This is a genomic window from Gordonia sp. UBA7860 (genome assembly GCF_002500165.1).
GTDB classification, from domain to species: domain Bacteria; phylum Actinomycetota; class Actinomycetes; order Mycobacteriales; family Mycobacteriaceae; genus Gordonia; species Gordonia sputi.
Genome location: NZ_DLSO01000027.1, coordinates 18,032 through 41,344, shown reverse-complemented (window position 1 = coordinate 41,344; position 23,313 = coordinate 18,032). Strand labels below are relative to the sequence as shown.

The 23,313-nt window shown below is 65.2% G+C and carries 21 protein-coding genes; 9 read left to right on the top strand and 12 right to left on the bottom strand.

The window, feature by feature from the left end; all coding sequences use genetic code 11:
- Together B3T59_RS04030 and B3T59_RS04025 are read left to right on the top strand one after the other, a co-directional pair.
- The coding region (locus tag B3T59_RS04030; RefSeq protein WP_287001551.1) for a glycosyltransferase family 2 protein at positions 1–987 on the top strand (987 nt) is incomplete at its 5' end.
- A 38-nt stretch (positions 988–1,025) separates the two neighbouring features.
- On the top strand, positions 1,026–1,955 hold the full coding sequence (locus B3T59_RS04025; protein WP_251721792.1) for an STAS domain-containing protein: 930 nt from the start codon (positions 1,026–1,028) through the stop codon (positions 1,953–1,955).
- On the opposite strand, the gene B3T59_RS04020 is transcribed toward B3T59_RS04025, so the two are convergent.
- Positions 1,891–2,880, bottom strand: a complete 990-nt coding sequence (locus B3T59_RS04020; RefSeq protein ID WP_251721793.1) for a glycoside hydrolase family 26 protein — start codon at positions 2,878–2,880, stop codon at positions 1,891–1,893. The two genes, B3T59_RS04025 and B3T59_RS04020, sit on opposite strands and share 65 nt — an antisense overlap.
- Positions 2,881–2,929: 49 nt before the next feature.
- Between B3T59_RS04020 and B3T59_RS04015 the strand changes: the two genes are divergently transcribed.
- Positions 2,930–4,189 (top strand): glycoside hydrolase family 26 protein, encoded by a 1,260-nt coding sequence (locus B3T59_RS04015; protein WP_231894922.1) that lies wholly within the window; start codon positions 2,930–2,932, stop codon positions 4,187–4,189.
- Positions 4,190–4,223: 34 nt separating this feature from the next.
- Here the strand turns inward: B3T59_RS04015 and B3T59_RS04010 are convergent, their stop codons facing one another.
- Positions 4,224–5,618 (bottom strand): WS/DGAT/MGAT family O-acyltransferase, encoded by a 1,395-nt coding sequence (locus B3T59_RS04010; RefSeq protein WP_064861595.1) that lies wholly within the window; start codon positions 5,616–5,618, stop codon positions 4,224–4,226.
- A gap of 217 nt (positions 5,619–5,835) precedes the next feature.
- On the opposite strand from B3T59_RS04010, the gene B3T59_RS04005 reads away from it, so the two are divergent.
- On the top strand, positions 5,836–6,408 hold the full coding sequence (locus B3T59_RS04005) for a SanA/YdcF family protein (protein ID WP_251722795.1): 573 nt from the start codon (positions 5,836–5,838) through the stop codon (positions 6,406–6,408).
- A gap of 107 nt (positions 6,409–6,515) precedes the next feature.
- Here the strand turns inward: B3T59_RS04005 and B3T59_RS04000 are convergent, their stop codons facing one another.
- A complete protein-coding gene (locus B3T59_RS04000; protein ID WP_287001550.1) occupies positions 6,516–7,757 on the bottom strand; it encodes an acyltransferase in 1,242 nt (413 codons plus the stop codon).
- Between the two features lie 234 nt (positions 7,758–7,991).
- A complete protein-coding gene (locus B3T59_RS03995; protein ID WP_287001549.1) occupies positions 7,992–10,160 on the bottom strand; it encodes an acyltransferase family protein in 2,169 nt (722 codons plus the stop codon).
- Between the two features lie 150 nt (positions 10,161–10,310).
- Between B3T59_RS03995 and B3T59_RS03990 the strand changes: the two genes are divergently transcribed.
- Positions 10,311–11,681, top strand: coding sequence for a styrene monooxygenase/indole monooxygenase family protein (locus B3T59_RS03990; RefSeq protein ID WP_251722682.1), 1,371 nt, complete (start codon positions 10,311–10,313; stop codon positions 11,679–11,681).
- A gap of 84 nt (positions 11,682–11,765) precedes the next feature.
- Complete coding sequence (locus B3T59_RS03985; protein WP_287001548.1) at positions 11,766–12,812, top strand: iron-containing redox enzyme family protein; 1,047 nt, start codon at positions 11,766–11,768, stop codon at positions 12,810–12,812.
- 20 nt (positions 12,813–12,832) lie between these two features.
- On the opposite strand, the gene B3T59_RS03980 is transcribed toward B3T59_RS03985, so the two are convergent.
- Both B3T59_RS03980 and B3T59_RS03975 read right to left on the bottom strand, forming a co-directional pair.
- Positions 12,833–13,054 (bottom strand): CDGSH iron-sulfur domain-containing protein, encoded by a 222-nt coding sequence (locus B3T59_RS03980; protein WP_287001546.1) that lies wholly within the window; start codon positions 13,052–13,054, stop codon positions 12,833–12,835.
- On the bottom strand, positions 13,051–13,827 hold the full coding sequence (locus B3T59_RS03975) for a methyltransferase (protein ID WP_287001545.1): 777 nt from the start codon (positions 13,825–13,827) through the stop codon (positions 13,051–13,053). The genes B3T59_RS03980 and B3T59_RS03975 overlap by 4 nt, the downstream gene beginning before the upstream one ends.
- A 255-nt stretch (positions 13,828–14,082) precedes the next feature.
- On the opposite strand from B3T59_RS03975, the gene B3T59_RS03970 reads away from it, so the two are divergent.
- Positions 14,083–14,574, top strand: coding sequence for an anti-sigma factor (locus B3T59_RS03970; protein ID WP_287001544.1), 492 nt, complete (start codon positions 14,083–14,085; stop codon positions 14,572–14,574).
- A 68-nt stretch (positions 14,575–14,642) separates the two neighbouring features.
- Here the strand turns inward: B3T59_RS03970 and B3T59_RS03965 are convergent, their stop codons facing one another.
- The gene (locus B3T59_RS03965) at positions 14,643–15,071 is read right to left on the bottom strand and encodes an STAS domain-containing protein (RefSeq protein ID WP_287001543.1); all 429 of its coding nucleotides are present in this window, start codon (positions 15,069–15,071) and stop codon (positions 14,643–14,645) included.
- Positions 15,072–15,308: 237 nt separating this feature from the next.
- Between B3T59_RS03965 and B3T59_RS03960 the strand changes: the two genes are divergently transcribed.
- A complete protein-coding gene (locus B3T59_RS03960; protein WP_285897599.1) occupies positions 15,309–16,031 on the top strand; it encodes a SigB/SigF/SigG family RNA polymerase sigma factor in 723 nt (240 codons plus the stop codon).
- A gap of 51 nt (positions 16,032–16,082) precedes the next feature.
- Here the strand turns inward: B3T59_RS03960 and B3T59_RS03955 are convergent, their stop codons facing one another.
- The 3 genes from B3T59_RS03955 to B3T59_RS03945 form a co-directional block, all read right to left on the bottom strand.
- The gene (locus B3T59_RS03955) at positions 16,083–17,261 is read right to left on the bottom strand and encodes a zinc-dependent alcohol dehydrogenase (protein ID WP_251722689.1); all 1,179 of its coding nucleotides are present in this window, start codon (positions 17,259–17,261) and stop codon (positions 16,083–16,085) included.
- Positions 17,262–17,340: 79 nt separating this feature from the next.
- Positions 17,341–18,000: a PAS and ANTAR domain-containing protein gene (locus B3T59_RS03950; RefSeq protein ID WP_287001542.1), complete on the bottom strand. Its 660-nt coding sequence runs from the start codon at positions 17,998–18,000 to the stop codon at positions 17,341–17,343.
- A gap of 138 nt (positions 18,001–18,138) precedes the next feature.
- The gene (locus tag B3T59_RS03945) at positions 18,139–19,167 is read right to left on the bottom strand and encodes an alpha/beta hydrolase family protein (protein ID WP_287001541.1); all 1,029 of its coding nucleotides are present in this window, start codon (positions 19,165–19,167) and stop codon (positions 18,139–18,141) included.
- A gap of 169 nt (positions 19,168–19,336) precedes the next feature.
- Between B3T59_RS03945 and B3T59_RS03940 the strand changes: the two genes are divergently transcribed.
- Positions 19,337–20,329 carry an oxidoreductase gene (locus tag B3T59_RS03940; RefSeq protein ID WP_287001540.1) on the top strand — a complete coding sequence of 331 codons (993 nt, stop codon included), beginning with the start codon at positions 19,337–19,339 and terminating at the stop codon, positions 20,327–20,329.
- On the opposite strand, the gene B3T59_RS03935 is transcribed toward B3T59_RS03940, so the two are convergent.
- Together B3T59_RS03935 and B3T59_RS03930 are read right to left on the bottom strand one after the other, a co-directional pair.
- Positions 20,305–21,123: an esterase/lipase family protein gene (locus tag B3T59_RS03935; RefSeq protein WP_251722693.1), complete on the bottom strand. Its 819-nt coding sequence runs from the start codon at positions 21,121–21,123 to the stop codon at positions 20,305–20,307. The two genes, B3T59_RS03940 and B3T59_RS03935, sit on opposite strands and share 25 nt — an antisense overlap.
- Before the next feature lie 218 nt (positions 21,124–21,341).
- Entirely contained in the window at positions 21,342–22,808 is a 1,467-nt protein-coding gene (locus tag B3T59_RS03930; RefSeq protein WP_251722694.1) for an amidase, read from the bottom strand.
- Positions 22,809–23,313: the final 505 nt, after the last annotated feature.

The window sequence follows — 23,313 nt, the reverse complement described above, 5'->3', positions numbered from 1 at the left end:
CGCAGTTTGCGGCGTGGCGCCCCGGTCGGCGAGGTCGCCTTCGAGCTGCGTGCCGGTATTCACGACATCCTTGATTCACCCCCGTGGGTACCGGAAGAGGTCGTCGACGAACTGCACAAGACAATGTACTCGGTGGAAGTGTCCCGAATCGACCAGGCATTGGCGATCCAGCCGATCAACACCGCCACGGTGACCGAGGACATGGCGACCGCGATGCACCTGCACGCCATGGGCTGGGAGAGCGTCTACCACCACGAGGTCTTGGTGGAAGGTCTCGCACCCGACGACCTCGCGACAATGCTCGGCCAGCGTCAGCGATGGGCCACCGGGTCGATGCAGGTCTTCTTCGCCGACAACCCACTCTTCCAATCCGGGCTGACGCTCGCGCAGCGGTTGATGTACCTGGCCACCATGACCTCGTACCTCAACGGTTTTGCGGCGGTGGTCTACATCGCCGCGCCGATCATTTACTTCACGCTCGGTGTGTTCCCCATGAACGCCTACCCCTTGGACTTCTTCGCCAGGTTCATCCCCTTCTTCGTCTGCTGTCAGTTGCTGTTCCAAGTGGCCGGGTACCGGTCCGGTGGCCTGTGGCGTGGGCAGCAGATGTCGTTCGCACTGTTCCCGATCTGGATATCGGCCACCCTCTCGGCCGCCGCGGCGGTCTTCTTCCGACGCCACATCTCCTTCTCGGTGACCTCGAAGGAGCAGGTCGACGCCCGGATCGACTACCGACCGATCATCCCGCAGGTCGTCGCCATGTGTGCACTCGTCGCGTCGTCTGTCGTCGGCATCCTGCGCTGGAGCCACGGCGACGCCGAGACATTCCCGACCTTCCTGTCGCTCGGATGGGTCGGACTGGATCTCCTCCTACTTTCGTCCGTGGTCCGTGCCGCCCACTATCGCCCGACGCCCACCGACCCGATCGACCAGTGTGTCGATGGTTCTGTGTTGACCAAAAGCCCTGCGTCACAACGTTCCACCTGACTGACGGCCTCCCAGCCCCCTGAATCCTGGAGAAAAACATGTCACTGGCCCACGAAGCATTCGCAGAGTTCGCCGATCAAACCGCCGATGTCCGGGTGTCTGGCCGGCTCGACGTGAAGTCGCGTCTGGGTGACGACGTTGCCCGCGCATGTGCGGGCGGCGCCCGTCTGGTGCTGGTCGACGTCGGCAAGGTCACCACGGTGACACCGTCCGGGATGGCCGAACTCATGCACGCTGTACGTTGGGCACGGTCGCGACAGGCCGATTTGCGTATCTACGGAACATCGGTGGCGATACTGGATGCACTCGACGCACTCGATCTCAATAGGGTCATGGTCCTCTACACCGACCGTGCCGCAGCGGCTGACCGCGATCAGGGGCGAATCCAAACAGTGACGCGCAGTGCGCGATTCGCACGTCGTAGGCGCCTCTTCTCGGCCACTCGCGAGGTGCAGGATGCGTCGGAATCGACCAACAGCGGTCTGGAGGCAACGCTCCCTGAGTCATTTGAGATGGTGACGAACAACGGCGCGGATGACGCGGCTCGGTCCGATCAGTCCGCCGGGGTGGATGCCACGACGGGTTCATCCGACATCGCCGATGTCGCCGTGATCGTTGTGTGGGACGTGTCCTCGAGCGTCCACAACGATGTGGGCCAGCTGTGTGCGGACGGTGTCACGCTGGTGCTCGTCGACGTCAGCGGTGTCTCCCGTGTGACGCCGTCGGGTATGGCTGATCTCATGAATGCGGTTCGGTCGGCACGGAGGCACCGCGCGGATCTGCGGATCTTCGGGCATTCGCCCGCTGTCGCCGACGCGCTCGACGCACTCGGGTTGGGCGAAATACTAGTGCTCTACCCGGATAGAAACGCGGCGCTGATCCGTGAACGGCGCGTACTCGACGCTAGGTCGCGGGGACCGCGTCCAATGCGGACCGAAATGCGTCCTCGCTCTGTGGGGTCGAATTGAAGCGCCAGTCTCGCTCCTTGTTCGCCTGGAACCATACGAAGCCGTCGACGTTTGGCTCGCGACTGACGAGCGAGACAAAATCGTGGATCCATGTGGCTTTTCGTGCTGGATCTGTGTCTTCGGCGGATGCCACCTCGGTGACCAGGATGGGCTTGGCGCCGAGTCGGCGGAGGCTGACAAATGCATCCGAGAAGATGAATTCCGGTGAGGCCCAACCGTGTTTTCCATCGTTGCCCCAGTTGTAGCCATCGATCCCCAGGTAGTCGACCTCGCCGTCGCCGGGGTAGACGGCGTCGAACCCAGGGATGCCCGAAATCGCAGCCATCGGCGCCCAAACCATCGAGATATTGTGCGGATCAATCGAAGTCAGGATCGATCGGACGTGACGCCAGGCGTCGATGTAGGACTGTGGAGTGTTGCCGTTCACGTGCATACCCCACGGGTACCAGTCGCCGTTCATTTCGTGGGCGAACCGGACGATCACCGGCCGACCGAAATCCTTCAGGCCCCTCGCCCACCGTCGAAGGTCGGAATCGAACGCGCCGTTGGCAATCCGCGACAGTCGGTAGTTCGATTGGTTGACACCGCCCGACGGGTTCCACGGTTCGATGCTCACGATCGGAACAGCACCTGTCTCGGCGATTCTAGCCAGATCCGCGTTCGGTACGGGCTCGCTGAGTCCGCTGAAGGTGAGGATCAGATCCAGTGGACGATCGGCACGGGTCGTCACCCCGACCACCCCGGCGTCGGAGTCGACGTCGCTCCCCTTCAAGTCGGGAAGATAAGCGCCCCAACGAATGTGGTGCGGAGCTGTGGAGTCGCCACCGTTGCTGCAAGCACCGAGCGCGAGCACCAGGATGAATGCGACGAGCGGCATGGCGATACGCGCGACGTCGACATTCTCTGTCCGTGTACGTGGTCTCACAACAGGTCCGTTCCGTTCGGTAGCACTGGTGAGGAAAGTGTGGCATGACATGACCAGCCCGCCAATCGATAGCGAGACAACGCCTCCAGATGGCCTGGCGGAGCAGGGCTTCGCGGAGCGGTGGTCGCGGCGCCGTCGGCGACGCCCATCCGCACTGATCCCGATCATCGCCATGGTGATCGGTGTCGGGGCCGCGGGTGCCCTGTTCACGCACTACCTGCCCAAGCCGACACCGCCCTGCGCTGTCACTGACTTCCATCGGGCGGTCCCGGCCTCGGGAGTCCTGTTCGGCGTCAATCTCGACTGGCAGTCCGAAAGCCTCCGAGAACATCAAGACAACCTTGGACACGCCCCCGCGGTGGCTGTGCAGTTTTCCGACATCCCGTACAACAACGAGACCTGGTCACATACTGTCGCCGCCGCCGCGCAGGTGCGTGACGAACGCGGCATCATGGTGCTGACCCTGGAGCCTCATGCCGGATTGGCGGCGATCACTGAGGGTGTCGTCGGTCGTCTGGGTGACGACTTGCGCAAGCTGAACGATTCGGGTGTTCCCGTCGTACTTCGATTCGCACACGAGATGAACGGTTCCTGGTACGCGTGGGGTCAGCAACCCAGGGCATACGTCGAGACATTCCGTCGGGTGGCCGAGATGGTCCATCGCAAAGCGCCGGGGACGGCGATGATGTGGGCGCCGAATTACGGTGGCGGGTATCCATTCGAAGGCGGAAAGTACATGGCGCGCATCGGAACAGACAGCTTCCGGTTGACCGACACCAATCGTGACGGGAAACTCACCGCATCCGACGATGCATATGCGCCGTACTATCCGGGCGACGACGCGGTCGACTGGGTGGGGATTTCGTTGTACCACTGGGGAAATCGCCGTCCGTGGGGCAACAATGACGTAAGCGAACCCGGAAAGTTCGCCGCCATGCTGGAGGGTCGCTACAACGGAAGCGCGGGTCACGACCTCACCGTGCCGAACTTCTATCGGATCTACGGCACGGAGCATCACAAGCCGGTGGCGATTGTCGAGACCGCCGCGATCTACACCCCGTCGCGTGCGGCTCGGGGTGCCTCGGAGCTCGCGGTGAAGTCGACGTGGTGGCGGCAGGTCTTCGCCGCCGACATACCGTCGCGTTATCCGATGCTCAAGATGATCAACTGGTTCGAGTGGCGCAAGTACGAGATCGAGATCAAAGATGTCGTTGACTGGCGTGCTGCCGGTTCACCCGACACCAGGAGCGCATTCGTCAGCAGCCTGCCGACGTGGCTCGACTATGCCGACTCGGTGCACCCGTGCTGAAACACGTTGCACTGCAATCAATCCGATGTCGGGATCATGCGCCCACGTCCGCGACCTTCTCCAACTCCTCCAACGAGGTGTCGAGGTGGGTGAGCAGCCGCTGCAGGCTGGGCACCTCCTTGCGGGCGCCGGTCAGCCCGAAGTTGATGTGGTCGGCGGTGGTGGCGACGGTGATGTTGATCGCCTGCCCGCCCAGCGGAATCGATGCCGGATAGACACCGTCGAGTTTGGCCCCGTTCCAATACATATCGGTCTTCGGGCCGGGAACGTTGCTGATGATCAGGTTGAACTGCGGAGGCGTGTACCGCACGAATCCCGGCACGGTGGCGAGAGCCAGTGGCGCAAAGTTGGCCGCGCCCAACGCCATTGACTGCACAGGAGACAGGCTCCGCACCACTTCCTTGCTCTTGCGGGTCGACGCGATGATCGTGGCCAGGCGTCGTTCCGGATCCGGCTGGTCGGTAGCGAGATTCACCATGATCGCGGTGATGTTGTTGCCGTCGGCGTCGTTGTCGGTGTGCAGTGAGACCGGCATCGCAGCGATGAGTGGTGCGTCGGGAAGGGCGTCCTGGTCGATCAGGTAGGCGCGCATCGCGCCCGAGCACATCGCGACCATGACGTCATTGATGGTGATGTCCATTTCGTCGGCGATCGCGCGCAGACGGGTGAGCTCCCACCGCTGTGCGGCGAACCGCCGGGCACTGCCGATGGGGACGTCGAGAATTGTCTTCGGTGCGGCATGCAGTGGCGGGACGAAGGCGTCATCGGTGAATGCGGTGTATGCGACCTTTGCCGCGGCCGCGCCCAGTCCGACGACTTCACCCGCGAGTCCCGTTGCGGTGCCTGCGATGTCGCCGATTCGCGACAGCAATCCCTTGGCGGGCGCCGTCGGTTTGGGGCGTCGTCGCATCAAGGACGGATTCCACGGCGCGGTACCCGACCGGTCGTCGGGGTCTTCGCTCAGTGTTCGTTCCAGTAGCCGCAGAGCCGATACGCCGTCGACGATCGAATGGTGGATCCTGGTGTACAGCGCGACGCGACCGTCTTCAAGACCGTCGATGACGTGGACCTCCCACATCGGACGGTTCCGGTCGAGCAGTGTGCCGTGATGGAGCGAGACATAGCGGAACAGTTCGCGGATGCGCCCGGGACGGGGCAGGACGGCACGGCGGACGTGATAGTCGAAGTCGATCTCGTCGTCGAACGACCACATCAACGACCCGACGAGGCTGACAGGTTGCGCCGGCCGCTTGCGGAACAGCGGATGCACGTCGGTGCAGGAGTAGAACGTCTCGAAGATCTCCTCGGCCAGTTCGGTGGACGACTGGCCCTCGCGAGGAATGAACAGTTGCAGTCCGCCGACGTGGATCGGTTGATCGCGGGTCTCTGCCAGCAGAAACATCGACGCGGTAACGGGCATGTATGACATGAGGCCCCCTGGGTTCTGTTCGACGACGACGGTGGTCACAACGATTGATGATGGTCACAACGATTGATGATGGTCACAACGACCAGAGCATCAGTGGTTGATCACACCAGTATCCACCGTGCCGCATGGACCACACGTCAGATCTCCCCGATCGCCGTTGATTAGCGTGTGAGCGGTGAACACCGGATCGCGGATCAGCAGCGTTGCGGGTCGATTGTTGCTTGTGCTCCTCGTGGTCGGCGAACTCGTCGTTACGATAGCTGCGACCTGGGTGTTCGTGGCGTCGTCGGGCCGAATCGTCGACGCGCAGCGCATCCCGAACCGGTCGACCCTGCTCGTCCTCGGCTCCCTGGTCTCCGACGGCGAGCCGGGTTCGTATGTGCGGGGACGCCTCGACACGGCGCTCGAGCTGTACCGGACGGGCGCCGTCGCGCGCGTCGTCGTCTCCGGCAACGGCGATGCGGATGCCGGCGACGAGCCTGCCGTGATGCGCGACTACCTCGAGGCGCACGGCGTGCCCGCGTCAGTGATCGTCGACGACCCCGCCGGGTACGACACCGAACGCAGTTGCAGACGGCTACCCGAGGTGATCGGCGAGGCGGCGTCGAATGCGGTGGTGATCGTCACGCAGGACTTTCACGTCTCGCGCGCCATCGCATTGTGTCGTGCACGTGGGATCGACGCGCTCGGCGTCGAGGCGCAGTGCCCGTGCTCGTGGTGGACGTTGGCGCGCAACCACATTCGGGAGACGTTCCTCGCTCGACCCCGAGCGTTGCTCAGTGTTCTCTGACGCCCGCGCCTGCCCGCCAAACGCCGCCCGATTCGGCAGACGCGTCTGGTGTACCGACCGCGTTCACCAGAACGAGCCGCGTCTACGAAACCCCTACGACGACGCCCCTACGACGACGCCCCTACGACGGCAGGTGCACTCGGCGCGGAGTCGGCGCGCGGGCTACGGAACGGAATCCGCGGGCGGCCGGTCAGGTACAGCGCGCCGGGGAGTCGGCGCAGAATCTCGACGAGCAGCAGCGACCCGGCCAGTGTGCCCAGGTAGACGACGATGGTCGACCACGGCTGACCCATGGCGTCACGCACCCACGACGTGCCGTTGCGCTGCGGGTACATGATCATCGTCAGCACCAGCACATGGACGAGGAACACCGGGAACGAGCGATTGGACGCGTACTTCACGGCCCGCGCGAACCGCGGGGTGAACTCACGTCGGTTCTCGGCCCAGTGCAGGGCAACCGCGTACAGGCAGGTCATCGCGACGACCAGGAACGGAACCAAGGCGGGGTAGAACGCGGAGTTGTTGTCGTGCACCGGTTTGCCCGCGAACCAGACGCCCCCGATGTACGAGCCGACGGCGATCGCCGCGGTCACGAGCAGCGCGCCGAACAACCACCAGCCCTTGCCCTGCAGCCATGCGCCGATCTGCTTGCGGTGCACCGCGGCGACAGCGCCGTACAGGATGAAGAACTGATAGGGGACGAACGTGGCGTAGTTGTGCCACCAGTGGGCCGCGACGGTCGCGGGCGGATTCCAATGCGTGATGGTCGCGGCGACGACGAACTGCAGCACCAGGCTGACACCCAGTAGCGCCAGGTGATGCCCGGTGGTTGCGCGCAGCAGCCAGACCACCAGCGGGAAGATCAGATAGACCTGCAGCATCACGAACAGGAAGTACATCTGGAACCCGGAGAGGCCCCAACTGAGCTGGTAGAAGAAGTTGGTCAGGCTCGTCGGGATCTCGGTGAGCTTGCCCGCCAGCCACATGTTGACCACCCAGTAGACGGCCGACCAGATCACGTACGGATAGATCACCAGCTTGATTCGACGCTTCCAGAACGTCGGTGCACTGAAGTCTTGCTTGTCGAAGTTCTGGTACATCAGCACAAAGCCGGTGAGTGCGAAGAACGTGTTGCGCGTGAAGTGCAGCAGCAGCGACGTGGTGTTGACCGGCATGCTGGTGAACTCGTTGGTGGTCTGCGTGAGGCAGTGCACGAAGATGACCAGTGAGAACGTCACCGTTCGGATCAGGTCGACCTGGTGCAGATAGGGGCGGCGAGTCGGTCGCGTAACCGAGGCGTCGGCGACGGCCGTCGACTCGTTTGCACGCGAAACCAACGTCGTCGACATACTCAGACTCAGCCCCTGACAGTTCTCGTGGACGGTGTTCGTGGCCGGATCTCGTCAGTCGACCGGGTACCCGAGCCTCGATGCCCGCCCCTTGCGTCAACGTTGCGGCACCATCGCGTTGATGGGCCGTGATCCTCCCGTTATCGACTATGAGCTTATCAGTGCAGTCTGGACGCTCCCTGAGACGTAGCTGTCAGCGAGTCTCACCGCCGATGCTGATCGAGCCTGTCGAGATCACCACCACCGCAGCGCACGGCCCAGATCGGCGTCGACCGCGGGGATAAGGCTGCGCACGAACGTCGCCGACAGGTGGTGGTAGTCGTGCCAGACCAGGATGTTGCCGACGACGGCCGGGCAGTAGGTCGGGCTGCACATCGCGTCGGTGTAGTCGAGAAATGACATGTTCGGATACTGCGATGCGATGGCCTGCGCGGGGTCTGCCTCCGCCATCGCCACATCCCGGTCGACGCCGCAGACCTGCGGTTTCTTGCCCTGTGCGAGGCATTCCGGCGGCTTGAGTTTGCCGTGCGCCCAGGGGTTGTCGCGCACCGCGACGACCCGCTGTCCCCGGTCACGGAACTGCGTGAAGATGTCGGTGTAGTCCTTGGGAACGGTGTCGCCGGGACCGTTCTCGACGGGCCGTGTGCTGTTGGTGAACACGACGTCGGGTTTGTCGACGGCCAACCGGCCCATCACACGTCGTGACCAGTCGTTGCACTGGTAGTACTTCTGCCCGAACCAGGTGAAGACGTGGGAGGTGGTCAACGCGCAGCCGACCTTCAGGTAGGTGGTGACCCGGAATCCGCGCTGCTTGCCGACGGCGTCGAGCGCGGTGATCCACTGTTCCGCGTGCGATCCGCCGACCAGCGCGACGGTGCGTGTGGCGGCGGGATCGCCGTAGACGCCGACCTTGATCGTCGGGTCCTTCCAGCCGCTGATCATCGAGTCGTACGAGGTGATCGGCCAGTCCTTGTCGACGACCTCCGGGGTGGGCTGCGGGTCGACGCGGGGCGTCGGCGCGCCGTCGAGGTACGCGCGCGCACCGGGGTAGAGCCGGGGGTCGAGGTTGTCGGTGTTGACCGTCGCGTTCGCTGCGTTCCGCTGCCAGACGACGGCCGTCGTGCCTGCGATGATCGTCGCGATTACGAGCAGGGCGGTGAGCGCGACACGATACGAGCGGCCGAAACCGGTGTTCCGTCCGGATCGCAGCGGAGCCTCGATGTACCGGGTCGTCAGCCACGCGAGCAGCAGCGATACGGCGAGAATCGCAGTGCCCTCGTACCAGCTCACGTCGTCCTGGAAGCGCCACGCGAGGTAGAAGATGAGCAGCGGCCAATGCCACAGGTAGAGCGCGTAGGCCACCGAACCGAGCCACACCAGACGCGGGTGCGCGAGCGCTCGGCTGATCAGTCCTGCGTCGTTCGACGCCGCGTCGCGGGCGGCGGGTGAACCCGTCCAGATCAGCGCGAGCGTTGCGCCGACGGGAATCCACGTCCAGACGCCCGGATACTCCGACACCCCGCTGATCCACCAGCCGCAGCTCACGATGAGCGCGAGGGCCCCAACACCGACGACGTCGCGCAGCCAACCGGGCACCGCCAGTCGGTTGCGATGTACCTGCGTGAGTCGTTGAGGGATGGCGACGGCCAACAGCCCGCCTGCGAGCGGCTCCCACAGCCTCGCGACCGTGTCGTAGTAGTTGAACGGCTGATTGACGCCGTGGCGGTACACCGCCCAGGCGAACGAGACGACTGCGACGGCCAGCAATGCGACGCCGACGATGCCACGAATGACGCGGGCCTCGCCGAACACCGAGGTGCGACGCGCGAGCAACTTCAGGACGCCGCCGAGCGCGAGCATGCACACGAGCGTGAGCACGAAGAACTGGCCCTGCATCGACATCGACCACAGATGCTGCATCGGACTGTTCGCCGAATCCGCGGCGGCGTAGTCCTGTGAGTCGAACGCGAGGTGCCAGTTCTGGTAATAGAGCGCACTCGCCTGGATTTCCGAACCCAAAGGGCCCCAACGGGTTCTGGGCATGATCAGTGCGATCAGGGCGGTGATGACAGCCAGTACGACGAGCAGCGCGGGCAAGAGGCGACGTACCAGCCGCCAGAAGCGGGGCCACGGATTCACCGCCCGTCGCCACGACACGTTCGGCGGGTTGGTCGCGATGACGTGCTTGAGCAATGAGGCGATGAAGAAGTAGCCGGACAGGGTGAGGAACACGTCGACGCCGCCGGACACCCGTCCGAACCACACGTGGAAGATCGCGACCAGCGCGATCGCGATACCCCGCAGACCATCGAGGTCGAGGCGGTACCCCGAGGTGTTGCCGGTCGCGGCGTCCTCGTTCGGGGTGCCGGCGGCGATCCCGGCGTCGGAAAGCGTGGAACTCACAGGCAGCGATGGTAGCGCGGCGAACGACCCGGTCTGCGGACCCCGTCGGCGCGGGAGGTTTGCGCCTTCATGCTTCTAAGTCTTTTCCCGCCACAGTGCATCGCGCACGCTGTGTCCATCGTCGAAAAGTCCAGACCCAAAGGAGCACACATGGCAGACCAGAAACGTCGATCCGTTGCGATCGTCGGCGCGGGAGTAACCGGCACGAGCGCTGCGCTCGGCTTCCTCGACGCGGGATTCGACGTCACTCTCTACAGCGACCGCGATCGAGAGTCGTTGCGAGACAAGGTCCCACCGACCGGCGTCGGCGTGCTGTTCGGCAGCTCACGCGACTGGGACGCACAGATCATCGACGACCTCTACGAGGTGGGCAACACCACCGGCATCAGCGTTCGGCTCTCCTCGGGCGAGGGCACCGACCGCGTCGACGTCCTCGAATTCAACCCCGACTACGGATACGTCGCGCAGGCCGTCGACCTGCGCTTACGCGCCGATGACCGGCTCGGTCGTTTCCTCGAGCGCGGCGGCCGCTTCGAGGTCGAGGCCGTCGACCCCGACCGTCTCGACGAGATCGCGGCCGACAACGACCTGACCCTCGTCGCCACGGGCAAGGGCGGGCTCGCCTCGTTCTTCCCCGTCGACGACGAGCGCACCCACTACCGTGAGCCGCAACGTCGGCTGCTGCAGGTCACGCTGACCGGGCTCGACCACGGGCCCGACACGTTCGCCTACCGCGCAGCCGACGGCGGACGTCAGTCGCTGTTCAACCTGGACAGCGAAAACGGCGAGATCTTCGTCGGTCCCTTCCTGCACAAGGACGCAGGTGCGACGTGGTCGTTCATCGTCTTCGCCAAGCCAGACGGCGCGTGGGCGCCCCTGATCGACAACGTCACCGACTCCGCGTCAGCGCGGCAGGCGATCGTCGACATCTTCGACGAATGGTTCCCCGCCGACGCCCCTGCGATTCACCAACTCCAGGTCATCGACGCCGATCCGTACTCGTGGTTGAAGGGTGGCGTCACCCCAACCGTCCGCAAGCCCGTTGGCACCACGAAGAGCGACCATGTCGTTGCGGCCATCGGCGACACCGCGATCGCCGTCGACCCCGTCGCAGGCCAGGGTGCACAGAACTCACTGATCCAGGTCGCCGAGTTGGTACGGGCCGCCAAGGCGCGGATCGATGACGATCCATCGGCGCAGTTCACGGCGCAATGGTTGACCGATGAGTTCGAGAAACATTGGGAGAGAAGAGGACACGCGTCTGTGGAGGTGACCCGGCTCTATCTCGGCGATCCCGACTACGCGACCCATCTCGAGTTGGCGTTCCCGGCCGCGGCCGTCAACACCGACGTCGCGTCGGCACTCTTCGGGCTGCTCTCCGATCCCAACCCCCTCCTGACCCTCGGCGACCGTGACGATGTCCTCGGTTTCATCACCGCGGTGTCCGGTGAATCGGCCGACGACGTACTGGGCAGGTTCGAGCCCGTCGGAAGCTTCGGCTCCAGGGCGGTACCCGCGTAGCGCTCGCGATGTTTGATCCTCCCGGCCGCGGGGTATGCCTGCTATGCAGGGCAGAACGCCGCTGCCCAGTGCCAGGAGGACGACGTGACCGATACCGCACAGCATGTCCATGGCTTCGATGCCCCAGCCCGCGGGCTCGATGGCTCAGGCAGGACCCCCACGCGGGCGCGGCTGCCGCGTCCGCGTGGGCCGCTGTCGGGACAACTCATCACCGCACTCGCCGAGGGAACCGAGATGTCGGCGACTGTGCGGGAGGGCCCGGACATCGATCCGTACGGTGACGACCTGCAGTTGGCGCTCTACGTCGCGTACGAGCTGCACTACTCGGGTTTCGACGGCGTCGACGATGACCGGGAATGGGACGTGTCGGTGCTGGCGTTCCGTCGCCACCTCGAGCAGTTGTTCCTCGGCGCGGTCCGGCGAGACGTCGGCGATCTCGGTGGTCTGACCGCGAATGACGAGATGGACGCGCTCAGCATCACTCCGCCCGAGGGCGACGGCGTCTCCTACCTTCTTCGCGATGAGCCCGACTGGAACAGGTTCCTGGACCTCTTCGCGTTGCGGTCCGTCTATCACCTGAAGGAAGCCGACCCCCACGCGTGGGCCATACCCCGACTGCGTCGCACGGCGAAGGCCGCCTTCGTTGCGGTGGAGTTCGACGAGTTCGGCGGTGGTCGCGGCGAGGCTGTGCACCAGGAACTCTTCGCCGACCTGATGGACGCCGCCGGATTGTGCACCGACCATCTGCACTACCTGGATCGGGCCCCGGGCTGGGCGATCGCACCGGTGAACCTCATGTCGATGTTCGGGCTGCACCGTGCGCTGCGGGCCGCTGCCGTCGGGCACCTGGCGGCAACCGAGATCACGTCGTCACCGGGTTCGGCGCGACTACTCGCGGGGCTGAGGAGCCTCGACGCACCCGCAGAGTGCCAATACTTCTACTCAGAACACGTGGAGGCCGACGCCGTGCACGAACAGGTTCTGCGCACGGACGTCGTCGGCGATCTCCTCGCGGCGGAGCCGCAACTCGAACCGGATGTGGTTCTCGGTATCCGCGGGTTCCTGCTGGTCGAAGACGCCTTCGACGCCGGGCTGAAACGGCTCTGGGTCGATGGCGGCAACGTGCGCTGAACCGTTGCCCTCGGATTCGGCTATGTCGAGGGCGACGCTCGACGTCGCCGATGACTGGTGTCGCACAGTGGGTAGGTGCGGCTTCGACCGCAGGCGCACACCGCGACGAGGAACCGGTCGGACTGCACGTGTGTGCCGTCGGGGAGCTCGATGTCGACGGGCCCGGGGATCATCACGGGCCCTCCGCGACTGACGCGTACGGGCACGGCGTCACGTCGCGCACCCGTCGACCGCTCGCTCATCGCGGTACACCGTCCGGCGACACCGCGCGGTGTGCGGCGATGACAGCGAGCTTCTCCGTTCGACGTCCCGGTTCGAGTAGGGCGCGCGCCTCGAGCCACGCGCTCTGCCGTCGCAGCACGGGCCCGAACGGAATGGACTTGGTCGCGATGATCTCGACGTTCAACCCGCTGAATCGCAGCGACTCCACCGTGGTGTCGATGTTCGCGAACTCCGACTGGACCACCAACAACGTTCCACCCGGAGCCAGTAGATGAGGGGCGATCGCGCACAGCGTGTTCAACACCCTGCGGCCGTCGGTCCCCGCGTCCCACGAATGTCGGGGCGCCATCTCGGGATCGAGGACGTCGGCGCCGGCGAGCGGTAGAGCGGGCACATACGGGGGATTGCACGTCACCAGGTCGAATCGACCGCGTCCGACCAGCGCCGAGACATCGCTGTGTTCCACAGTCACCGCACATGGGGCCTTCTCACACCGTTCCCGCGCGGCGTCAACCGCCGTTGCACAACTGTCGACGGCAAGCACCGACTGCGCGCCGAGTGCCGCGCACTGGTAGGCGATCACCCCGCTGCCGGTACACAGATCCGCCACTCGCGCACCGGACGCGAAACCGCCGAGACACAACTGCTCGATCAGCAGCCATGTGTCCTCCTGTGGCCGATACACATCGGTCAGATCGCGGTTGTCCGTCAGCCGATCTGTGAGGGTGGGATCGGCCGTCGGGGTCGGGATCGCCGTGATGGGTGTGGGAATCGCCGGGGTACCGGGCTTCATACGTCTCTACCTTTTCTGCAGGATCGAGTGACAATGGTCGTAATACCCGAGCGGCCGGAAACCAAACATCGCGACGGTGTTTGATGTGCGGTGAGGGTGGGTACGCCGCTGTATGACGGTGGCGCCACCGCGCCGGTCGGCTGGAGGCGAGCCCAGACGAGGCGAGCCCAGACGAGGCGAGCCCAGACGAGGCGAGCCCAGACGGTCGGGCCGCGACGGCATCGGACGGCAGGACGACGAGACGAGAGGACGACCGTGGGGGATCACGGAATCGCCGACGAACGAGCGACGATCGACGACCACGTCGGCATCGCCGAGGGCACGATCACGCTGTCGGTGCCCGCGACACCCACCAATCTGCCGATCATCCGGTCCGTGGTCGAGCACGCGCTGTTCGCCGCGGACTGGGTGTTCGACGACGTCGTCGACGTGAAGCTCGCCGTCGACGAGGTCTGCTCGCAGCTCATGGCGGGCGCGTCCGATCGGGCACCGCGTCTTGACCTGGCCATCGGCGTCGACGGAGCCGACTTCGTGTGCGACTTCGAGACCGTGGCCGACCCGCGATTCGACATAGACACAACAGGATTCGGGTGGCGTGTCCTCGAAACACTCACCGACGCGCGGTCGGTGAGTCTCTCCGACGACGAGACCCGGCAGCCGCTGGTCGGTGGTCGTCATGCCAGACCCGACGGAGCGGCCGGGCGAAAGGTGCGGGTGCGGATTTCCAAGCGCGGCACTGTCGAATGACCGTGCACGTCGGTTCTCAGATGACGACGCTGTCGTCGGTATTCACATGACGACGCTGTCGTCGGTAGTCACATGACGACTCTGTCGTCGGGGGCGTCGACGTCGAGCGCCTCGAGGAGAGCCGCGCACGACAATTCATCGGTGGGGATCGCAGAAGCGCACAGCGCGACGGCGCGGGATACACCTTTGTTCGCGGCGCACGTGATGACGATTCCTGCGTGCTTCGCGTCCTCGCAGAAGCGGGCGAGCAATGCCACCCCGGAGACGTTCACGAAGTCCACGGCGGTCATGTCGATGATCGCCCACCCCGGGACCTGCGCGAGAACGGCATCGAGTGCGGCGGCGACATCAGCAATGTTCCGGGCGTCGATGGAGCTGGAAAAGTGTTGCAGGGCAACAGTTTCAGGATATCTCGGAATGATCTCGGGCGTCGGCGTCACTGTGACCACGCGCGATCGGGTCGACGGTGGGGAGAGCTGAATGTGGTGCAAGCTCATACGCGCGTGTCCGTCCATTCGGTTGCATGGGGCGCGGGTGCATACCCGCTCTGCAGCTGTTGGCTGAACCGCTTCTTCCGACGGTACGGTGCAGAGTGCGGGTCTTCAAGGAAAGCCGAAAAGTGAACGTGCCAGAAGTCGGTGATCGAGACGGGTGATCGGGAAGAGGATTCGGTGACTCCTACTCCGCCCGTCGAGTCGGGTGATCACCCGGACGACTACTCCGAAGTCGTCGACATGCTCGGTGAGATGCGGGCGCTTCGTGACCCGGTCCGGCGCGCGGTGATCCGCGACGAGGTCGTCTCGCGGTGTCTGCCTCTCGCCGAGCACATCGCTCGCCGATTCGCCGATCGTGGAGAGAGCTTCGACGACCTCCTCCAGGTCGCTAGGCTGGGACTTCTCAACGCCGTCGACCGTTTCGATCCCGCGCTGGGGACGAGTTTTCTGGCTTTCGCGGTGCCGACGATGATGGGTGAGGTGAAGCGGCACTTCCGTGACGTGATGTGGTCGATCAGGGTGCCGCGGCGGGCCAAGGACGCCTCGCTCGACATCACGAGAGCCGCCGACGACCTGGTGCAGCGGCTCGGCCGCTCACCGCGTCCGAGTGAACTGGCCGAGTTCCTCGACCTGCCCGTCTCCGACGTCATCGACGGATTGTTGGCGCGGTCGGCCTACGCCTCGGTGTCGATCGACGCCGAAACCGGTCAGACATCGCCGCTTGCGGATCGACTCGGCCACGACGATCCCGAACTGACGCGCGTCGACGACTCCGTGACGCTTGGGCCCGCGCTGGAGCGACTGCCCGAGCGGGAGCGCCGCATCCTCTCGTTACGATTCGTCAGGTCGATGTCGCAGAGCGAGATCGCCGCGGAGATCGGGATCTCCCAGATGCATGTCTCCCGGCTACTGACGAAGGCTCTCGGGACGCTGCGAACATCACTCTCCGAGACCGACAACTGACGGACGCTTCGACGTGCAGAGCACGGCAGGGAGCCACGGTCGTCGGCCGGCTCACGGCTTCAGCACGATCTTGACCGCGCCCTGTGCCTTGCGTTGGAAGATGTCGTAGCCGTGCGCGGCGTCGTCGAGAGGAAGCTCATGTGTCGCAAAGGAATCGACGCCGAGGGGGTCGTCGTCTCCGAGGAGGGGCATGATGTCGTTGACCCACTTCTTCACATTCGCCTGGCCCATCCGCAGCTGGATCTGTTTGTCGAACATCGTCAGCATGGGTAGCGGATCGGCGCTGCCCCCGTACACGCCGATCAATGACAGCGTTCCGCCGCGGCGAACGATGTCGATTCCCGAATAGAGGGCAGCGAGCCGATCGACTCCCGCGTGCTCCATGACGGGCTTGGCGGCGGCGTCGGGAAGTAGTCCCACCGCCCGCTGTAGGAATCGGGCCCCGGGTGAGCCATGTGCCTCCATGCCGACTGCATCGATGACCGCGTCGGTCCCTCTGCCGTCGGTACGGTCGCGGATCTCGTCGCCGATATCGTCGACCGCTCGCAGATCGATGGTCTCGATGCCGCGCTGCTCGAGCCTGGCGAGCCGCTCGGGCACGAGATCGACACCGATGACACGTGCTCCGCGATGGGCAGCGATGCGCGCCGCCATGTCACCGATCGGGCCGAGCCCGAGGACGGTCACCGACCCGCCGGACGGGATGTCCGCGTACTCCACTGCCTGCCAGGCCGTCGGGAGAACATCCGAAAGGTAGACGTAGCGAGAATCCGGGGCGTCGTCGGGCACCTTGATGTGTGTGAACTGGGCCTGGGGCACCCGCAGGTACTCGGCTTGCCCGCCGGGTACCGAGCCGTAGAGCTCCGAATACCCGAACAGTGCAGCTCCCATGTGCTGCGCGCGTACCTGCGTGGTCTCACACTGCGTGTACAGCTCATCCGAACACATGTGGCAGGTTCCGCACGATATCTGGAACGGGATGACCACGCGGTCTCCGACAGCCAGGTCGCCCGCGTCGGCACCCACCTCTTCCACGATTCCCATCGGCTCGTGGCCGAGGATGTCGCCGGGGTTCATGAATGCCCCGAGCACTTCGTAGAGATGCAGGTCCGAACCGCAGATGTTGGTCGACGTCACCCTGATGATCGCGTCGGTCGGTTCTTCGATGACGGGGTCGGGCACGTTTTCGACGCGGACGTCTCGTCGGCCCTGCCAGGTCGCTGCTCGCATCAGTCCTCCGTTTCGGTGTCGGGTCCTTCACTTCCAGCGTGCCCACATCGAACGGCTTTGAAACATGGCCGATTCGAGCTCAGTTCGTGTCGGCCACCTCGTCGAGCGGTAAGTGCGAACACAGTAGGAGCTGATCGAACTGTTGTCGGGTCGGACCGGACATCGTCAGTCCGCTGCTCGCGCTGACGATGTTCGAGCAGATCACGTGGAGCTTGGTGTTCGACGTCTGCGACCTCCACCGCAGAACCTCGAACGCGCGGTCGTCGCTCACGCTGTAGACGAGCATGATCATCCCCTTGGCCTGCTCGATCACCGACTGCGTCTTCCGGAACTGGTCGATATGGCGGTCGACCTCGCGCAGCGCTTCGGTGTGCATCTCGGTCATGTCGAGATAGAACCCCTCGGTGCCGATGGCGCGCCCGTCGCTGTCGAGCATCGGCTGGGCGACAACAGTGACATGTCGCGTCCGTCCCGCCTTGTCGACGATCCGATGCCTGCTCGAGAACGGTGTGCGGTGAACGAGCATGTCGCGCACCATCGTCTCGAACGCACCGCGATCGTCGGGGTGCTTGTGCGTGGCCAACAGCGCGGTCGTCGGAGTGACCTCCCCGGGCCGGTAGCCGTGCAACCGTGCGACCTCGTCCGACCACTCCCAGGTCTGGCTCTCGAAGAAGAAGCGGAAACTACCCACGTGCTGGGCGTCGTCCGCCCCTGCATTCTGACGGGATTCGTCAAGCACTCTGACCCCTACATACGTCGACGAACACTGCATGCCACGGGCTCGGGCAGAAGAGTATTTTACTCCGACGACGTCGGTATCGACGCGGTGGCCGACGCCGATCCGCGAGCGGTCAGGGGCGTTAGCGGGACCCGCGTGTCACGAGCCGTTCGCGTGGATGTCGTTGGTGATGCGTGTGATCAGCTCGAGTATCTGCGCGAACGCCTTCGACTTGGGATCCACGAGCGACGAGTGTGTCTGTCCCGGCATAATGATCGCCTGCGCGCGCCCACCCGCCTTCGCATCCGCCGCGACGTAATCCTGCGAGAGCACGTGCGGCACCACATGATCCGACGTTCCGGCGATCGCGATGACCGGTGTCTGCGGATCGAGATTCTGGATCGGGTCGACCGACGCGTAACGGTCGGGAACCTGGGCAGGCGTGCCGCCGAGTACGCGCACGATGCGCTTGTCGCCCATGGCGACGGCTCGACGCATGTCGAGAGGGCCGGCCAGCGAGATGACGGTCGTCGGACGGAACGTCGGGGATGCGCCGACCTCGCCTTGACGCAGGTCCTGTCGCGTACTCGCCCACACCGCGAGCTGCGCACCTGCCGAGTGTCCGACGGCGACGGCGTTGCGGAGGTTGAGCTGGGGATAGGCCTTCGCGAGGTCGGGGATGGCGTCCATTGCCGACGCGACGTCGACGAAGGTCGTCGGCCAGCCGCCGCCATTGCCGACCCGGCGGTACTCGACGTTGACCACGGCCAGTCCGCGTTCGGCCAGGCGTCGCGCGAAGGTGGCGAACGTGCCCGCCCCGATCTTGGCCTGCCATGCCCCGCCGTGGATGAGCACGACCAGCGGGACCTTGCCCTGCCGAGGCGGAAGGTAGAGGTCCATCCAGTTCTGTCGAGGATCGGCCTGCCCGGTCGATACCGCGTAGAAGTAGCGATGCAGCGCGATCTTCGACTCGGCCGCCTGATTGTCTATGTCCTTGGCTGCTGCGCCTCGGGGAACAGCGGCCGACACCTTGGCGGTCGCGGGTACGGCACCTGAGGGAGAAGGAGTCGAGGCACCCACCGACTCGTGCGACGGCGTCGAGCACGCCGCAGCCACCGTGCACGCGAAAGCCAGCGCGGCGATCGTCAGGGCGCGGCGGGGCGACGGCACAGTGCGGGGAGTGGCCACGTGAGACAAGGTCCTCGGCATTGGTGTCGGGTTGGGGGTGTCGGGTCAGGGGCGGGCGGACACATGGTTCGGCGAAGAGTTCGCATGTCCATTGTGCCCGCGGGACTGCGCCCGATCCTTGCCTGAGCGTGTGAGATCGTACGAATATCCGACGTGGGAGGAGTCAGCGATGGGTGAATCGCGGTGGTCGCTGTCCGATGCGCCGGATCTGTCCGGACGTACCGCTGTGGTCACGGGCGCGAATTCGGGCGTTGGTCTGGCGACAGCGGGCCACCTCGCAGGTCTCGGAGCGAGGGTCGTACTGGCGTGCCGCAACGTCGAGGCCGCGGAATGCGCGCGGGATGCGATCGTCGCGGAGGGCGGTTCCGGTGGCCCGATCGCTCCTGACAACCACATCGCTCACAACGTCGAGATCGTCCAGGTCGACCTGAGTGAGCTGGCTTCGGTGCGCCGCGCTGCCGACGAGTTGGTCGAGCGTTTTCCGGCGATCGACATTCTCGTCAACAACGCCGGGGTGATGCGCGCGGAGCGTGAACTGACGAAAGAGGGCGTGGAGATGGACTTCGCCACCAACTTCCTCGGACACTTCGCGCTCACCGGGCTGCTGCTCGGCCCGCTGCGTTCAGCGCGTAACGCCCGCATCGTGTCGGTGTGCTCGAAGTTGTCGTCGGTGGGGCGACTCGACCCCGACGACCTCGCGATGGACGTCGGCTACAGCGCCGCGGCCGCGTACTCGCGGTCGAAACTGGCGCAGGCGATCTTCGCTATTGCGCTGCAGCGTCGGCTCGCGTTGCTCGGCGACGGTGCGCCGTCGTCGGTCCTGGCGCATCCAGGTGCCACCCATAGCGGCGTGATGCGCGATCAGGGCATATTGAGCTGGCTGTTCACTACACCGACCCTGCGGTGGGTTCGACGCACGTTCATCATGGACCCCTCCGAGGGCGCGTTGTCGTCTGTGCGTGCCGCGACTGATCCCGGATTGCTCGGCGGCCAGTACATCGGCCCGGGAGGATTCCTGGAACTGTCTGGTGCGCCGGTAGTGGTCGCGCCACCGGAGGAAACCGACGACCTCCGCCTCGCTCGCGCACTCTGGGAAGCTGCGGAGAAGGCGACGGGCGTCGGTTTCGACCTACCGGGCTATCCGGTCAACCCCCAGTCCTGATTCCACGGATGGACGGTGCAGACGAGCGGCGTCGAGACTCCCAGTGCGCGCAGCGTCAGGGAGATCGCCCGCGGTGAGTACGTCATCACGGAGTGCCCCGAGACGTCGACCGGACAGCCATCCTGGAGCAGGACGTTGTTGACCCTCGCGCCGGGACCGGCAGTCAGGAACGTGGCGGAATACGGAGTCGAGAACTGGTCGAAGCGGGTGCCGATCACCGTGTAGTCGACACCTGCGAAAGTCTCACCGCCACGGTTGAGTTCGGTGATCATCGACGATCCGACGAGCTGCTCGTACCCCGCGCTTCCCGCAATGGCTGTGATGGATGGTTGAACGTTGACGCCTGCGTCGCGCAGTACCGCGGCGAGCGCGCCCGGGCCACTCAGTGTTGTCCCGTGATTGGTGGCGCCGAGTGTCACCAAGTGCGCGATCACGGTGTGCGCGGGGTCGGCCGGATCGGCACCGCCCTTGTACTTGAGGTAACGCCGGATGAGCACGCCGCCCTGCGAATGGCCGATGGCGTCGACTTGGCTCGCTCCCGTTGTCTGTCGTACGCGCTGCACGAACTGTGCGAGCTGCTGAGTCGAGTCTTCGACGGGGCCGGTCCCGTATAGCCCCGGAATCACCGACAGTGCGCCGCCCTCCGCGATGCCGCCACGGCCGTAATTCTGTGTGAAGACGCAGAATCCGGCGCGCTTGAGGGCAGGGGACAGACGGGCGAACGTGCTGAACGCGCCCTCCCAGGTGCCATGGACCAAAACAACCGGTCGAGGATGGGCGGCGTCGGACGACACGCCCAGTCGTTGGCGCCCGCGGGCGCGGCCTCCGGGAATGGGTAGGCGAAAGCAGCTTGAAACCCTCTGATCTCCGGTCCGACGCCACGGGTGTCGGAGGCATAGCTCGTGGACGCTGCGGCGGTGGGTGTCGCGCCGACCGTCGCTGCCAGCGCGGCGACGGTCGCGATCGCGACGGTGAACAGCGTTGTGAGATAACGACGCATGGAGTCCCGGCCTCAGCTGTTCGGCGGCGTCTGGTCCGGCCAGCGCCGAGCCTTTTGGAGCTGCGCCGCGACCTGACAGATCAGGGGTTCGCTGTTGTTGGGGCCGACGAGCTGCACGCTCAACGGCAGGCCTCCGGAGAAGCCGGCGGGTACCGCCGCTGCCGGGTTGCCCACGACGTTCCACACGGAGGTGTACGCCGCGACCGGTGACGCCTTGGACGATGCCTCGACGAACCCCGCACCGTCGAGTTGTCCTATGGGATAAGCCTTTCCGGGCGTCGTCGGACAGATCAGCAGATCGTAAGCAGGAAACACCGACGCCAGGATCTGCTTTCCGACGGTCTTGCTGAGTTCGATGGCCTTGGCCACTGCGATATCCGACGACAGGCCGGTGCTGCGCCCGATGTCGACGCCTTCGCGGGTGCGTCGCTCGAGCAGCTCGTAGTGGTCGGCGCGGCGGGCTTCGGTACTGAATCCGCCGAGAACCTGCGGTTGGAACGCTGCGGTGAGTGTCGCAGGGTAGACCGGATCGTGTGCGACGACGCGGTGGCCCAACTTGCCGAGCATGGCGCCGGTCTGCAGCACGGCGCGACGTGTGTCGTCGTCGAGGTGCGTGCCGGCGGGCTGCGCGGTGGAGATCGCGATCCGTAGTGACCGAACAGGTTTCGTCAAGGCCTCGGTGAGTGTGTACGGCCACGGATCGGCCTTGTAGAGGTCCACCCCGGCGACCCTGCCGTGGATGCAGTCGAGGATCAGCGCGGTGTCTTCGACCTTCCGGCACAGCGGGCCGATCACGCCGAGAGACTTCCACAGGTCGACGTTGGGTGCTGCCGACGCTCGGCCACGCTGGAGTTTCAGCCCGTACAAGCCGCACCAGGACGACGGCAGGCGAATCGATCCGCCACCGTCACCACCGATCGCTGCGGGAACCATGCCCGACGCCACTGCCGACGCGGTCCCTCCCGACGACCCTGCGGTGGAGTGCAGGATGTTCCACGGGTTTCGGGTGTATCCATGTGCCGACGTCTCGGTGAACGGCCAGATGCCGAACTCCGGCATGGCCGTGATCCCGAGGATGACCGCACCCGCCGCGCGCAGGCGCTTCACCACCTCGGCGTCGTCGGTCGAAGGTGTGGTGAATGCCGCGCCGCCGTAGGTCGTCGGGACGCCTTTGACGTGATTTTCGGCTTTGATCCCGATCGGCACGCCGTGCAGTGGACCGAGGCGTGCGCCGCTGGCCTTCTTCGCGTCGAGAGCGTCGGCCTCGGCGCGGGCGCGCTCGTGAAGCGGAATTGTCCACGCGCGCAACGTCGGATTGAGCATGTCGATCCGAGCCAGGAAGAAGTCGGTGATCTGTCGTGCGGTGAACTCGCCTGCCGCAATGCGGTTGGCGATCTCGACGACACCTGCGAACGCGATGTCTTTGTCGTGTGGGTCGAGGTCGCGGCCCGCAGCGGCAGCGGGTGCGGCCCCCGTCACGCCTTGCAGCGCAACCGCACCCACCGCCGCCGCGGCAACTCCCCCGACGAGAACGGAACGTCTGCGGAAGCCTGAGCGCTGGACGCTCCCAGGTGTGTCCTGTGGTTCTGTCCCCGTTGAGTGCTCGTGTGAATGGGGCGCACTTCGCGCGCCCCGTACCGCCTGTGATGCCGACATGGTTCCCCTTTGCCCCGGCCGTCATATTGGTCACCGCCACCGCGATCCGGCGGCGATGGCATGACTCTAGGAGGCAGGTGTGACCTGCCGATCGCCTCAACGTTGCACTGGTTGCGAAGATCGTCAGCGGCCGCTCGCGAGTGGATTTACCTGTCTGTCACACTCGGGCCCGAGAGCGACGGCTGAGTGGCGTGGCTCTCGTGACCTGGATCTATTGCTCTTGCCCGGGGTAGTACGTATCTCACTCCGGTTAACGCGGCCGTGACGTCGAGTAGCCGCGACGCAACGTCGGGGGTCCACTGTGAACGCGATCATGACCTCGACTTCT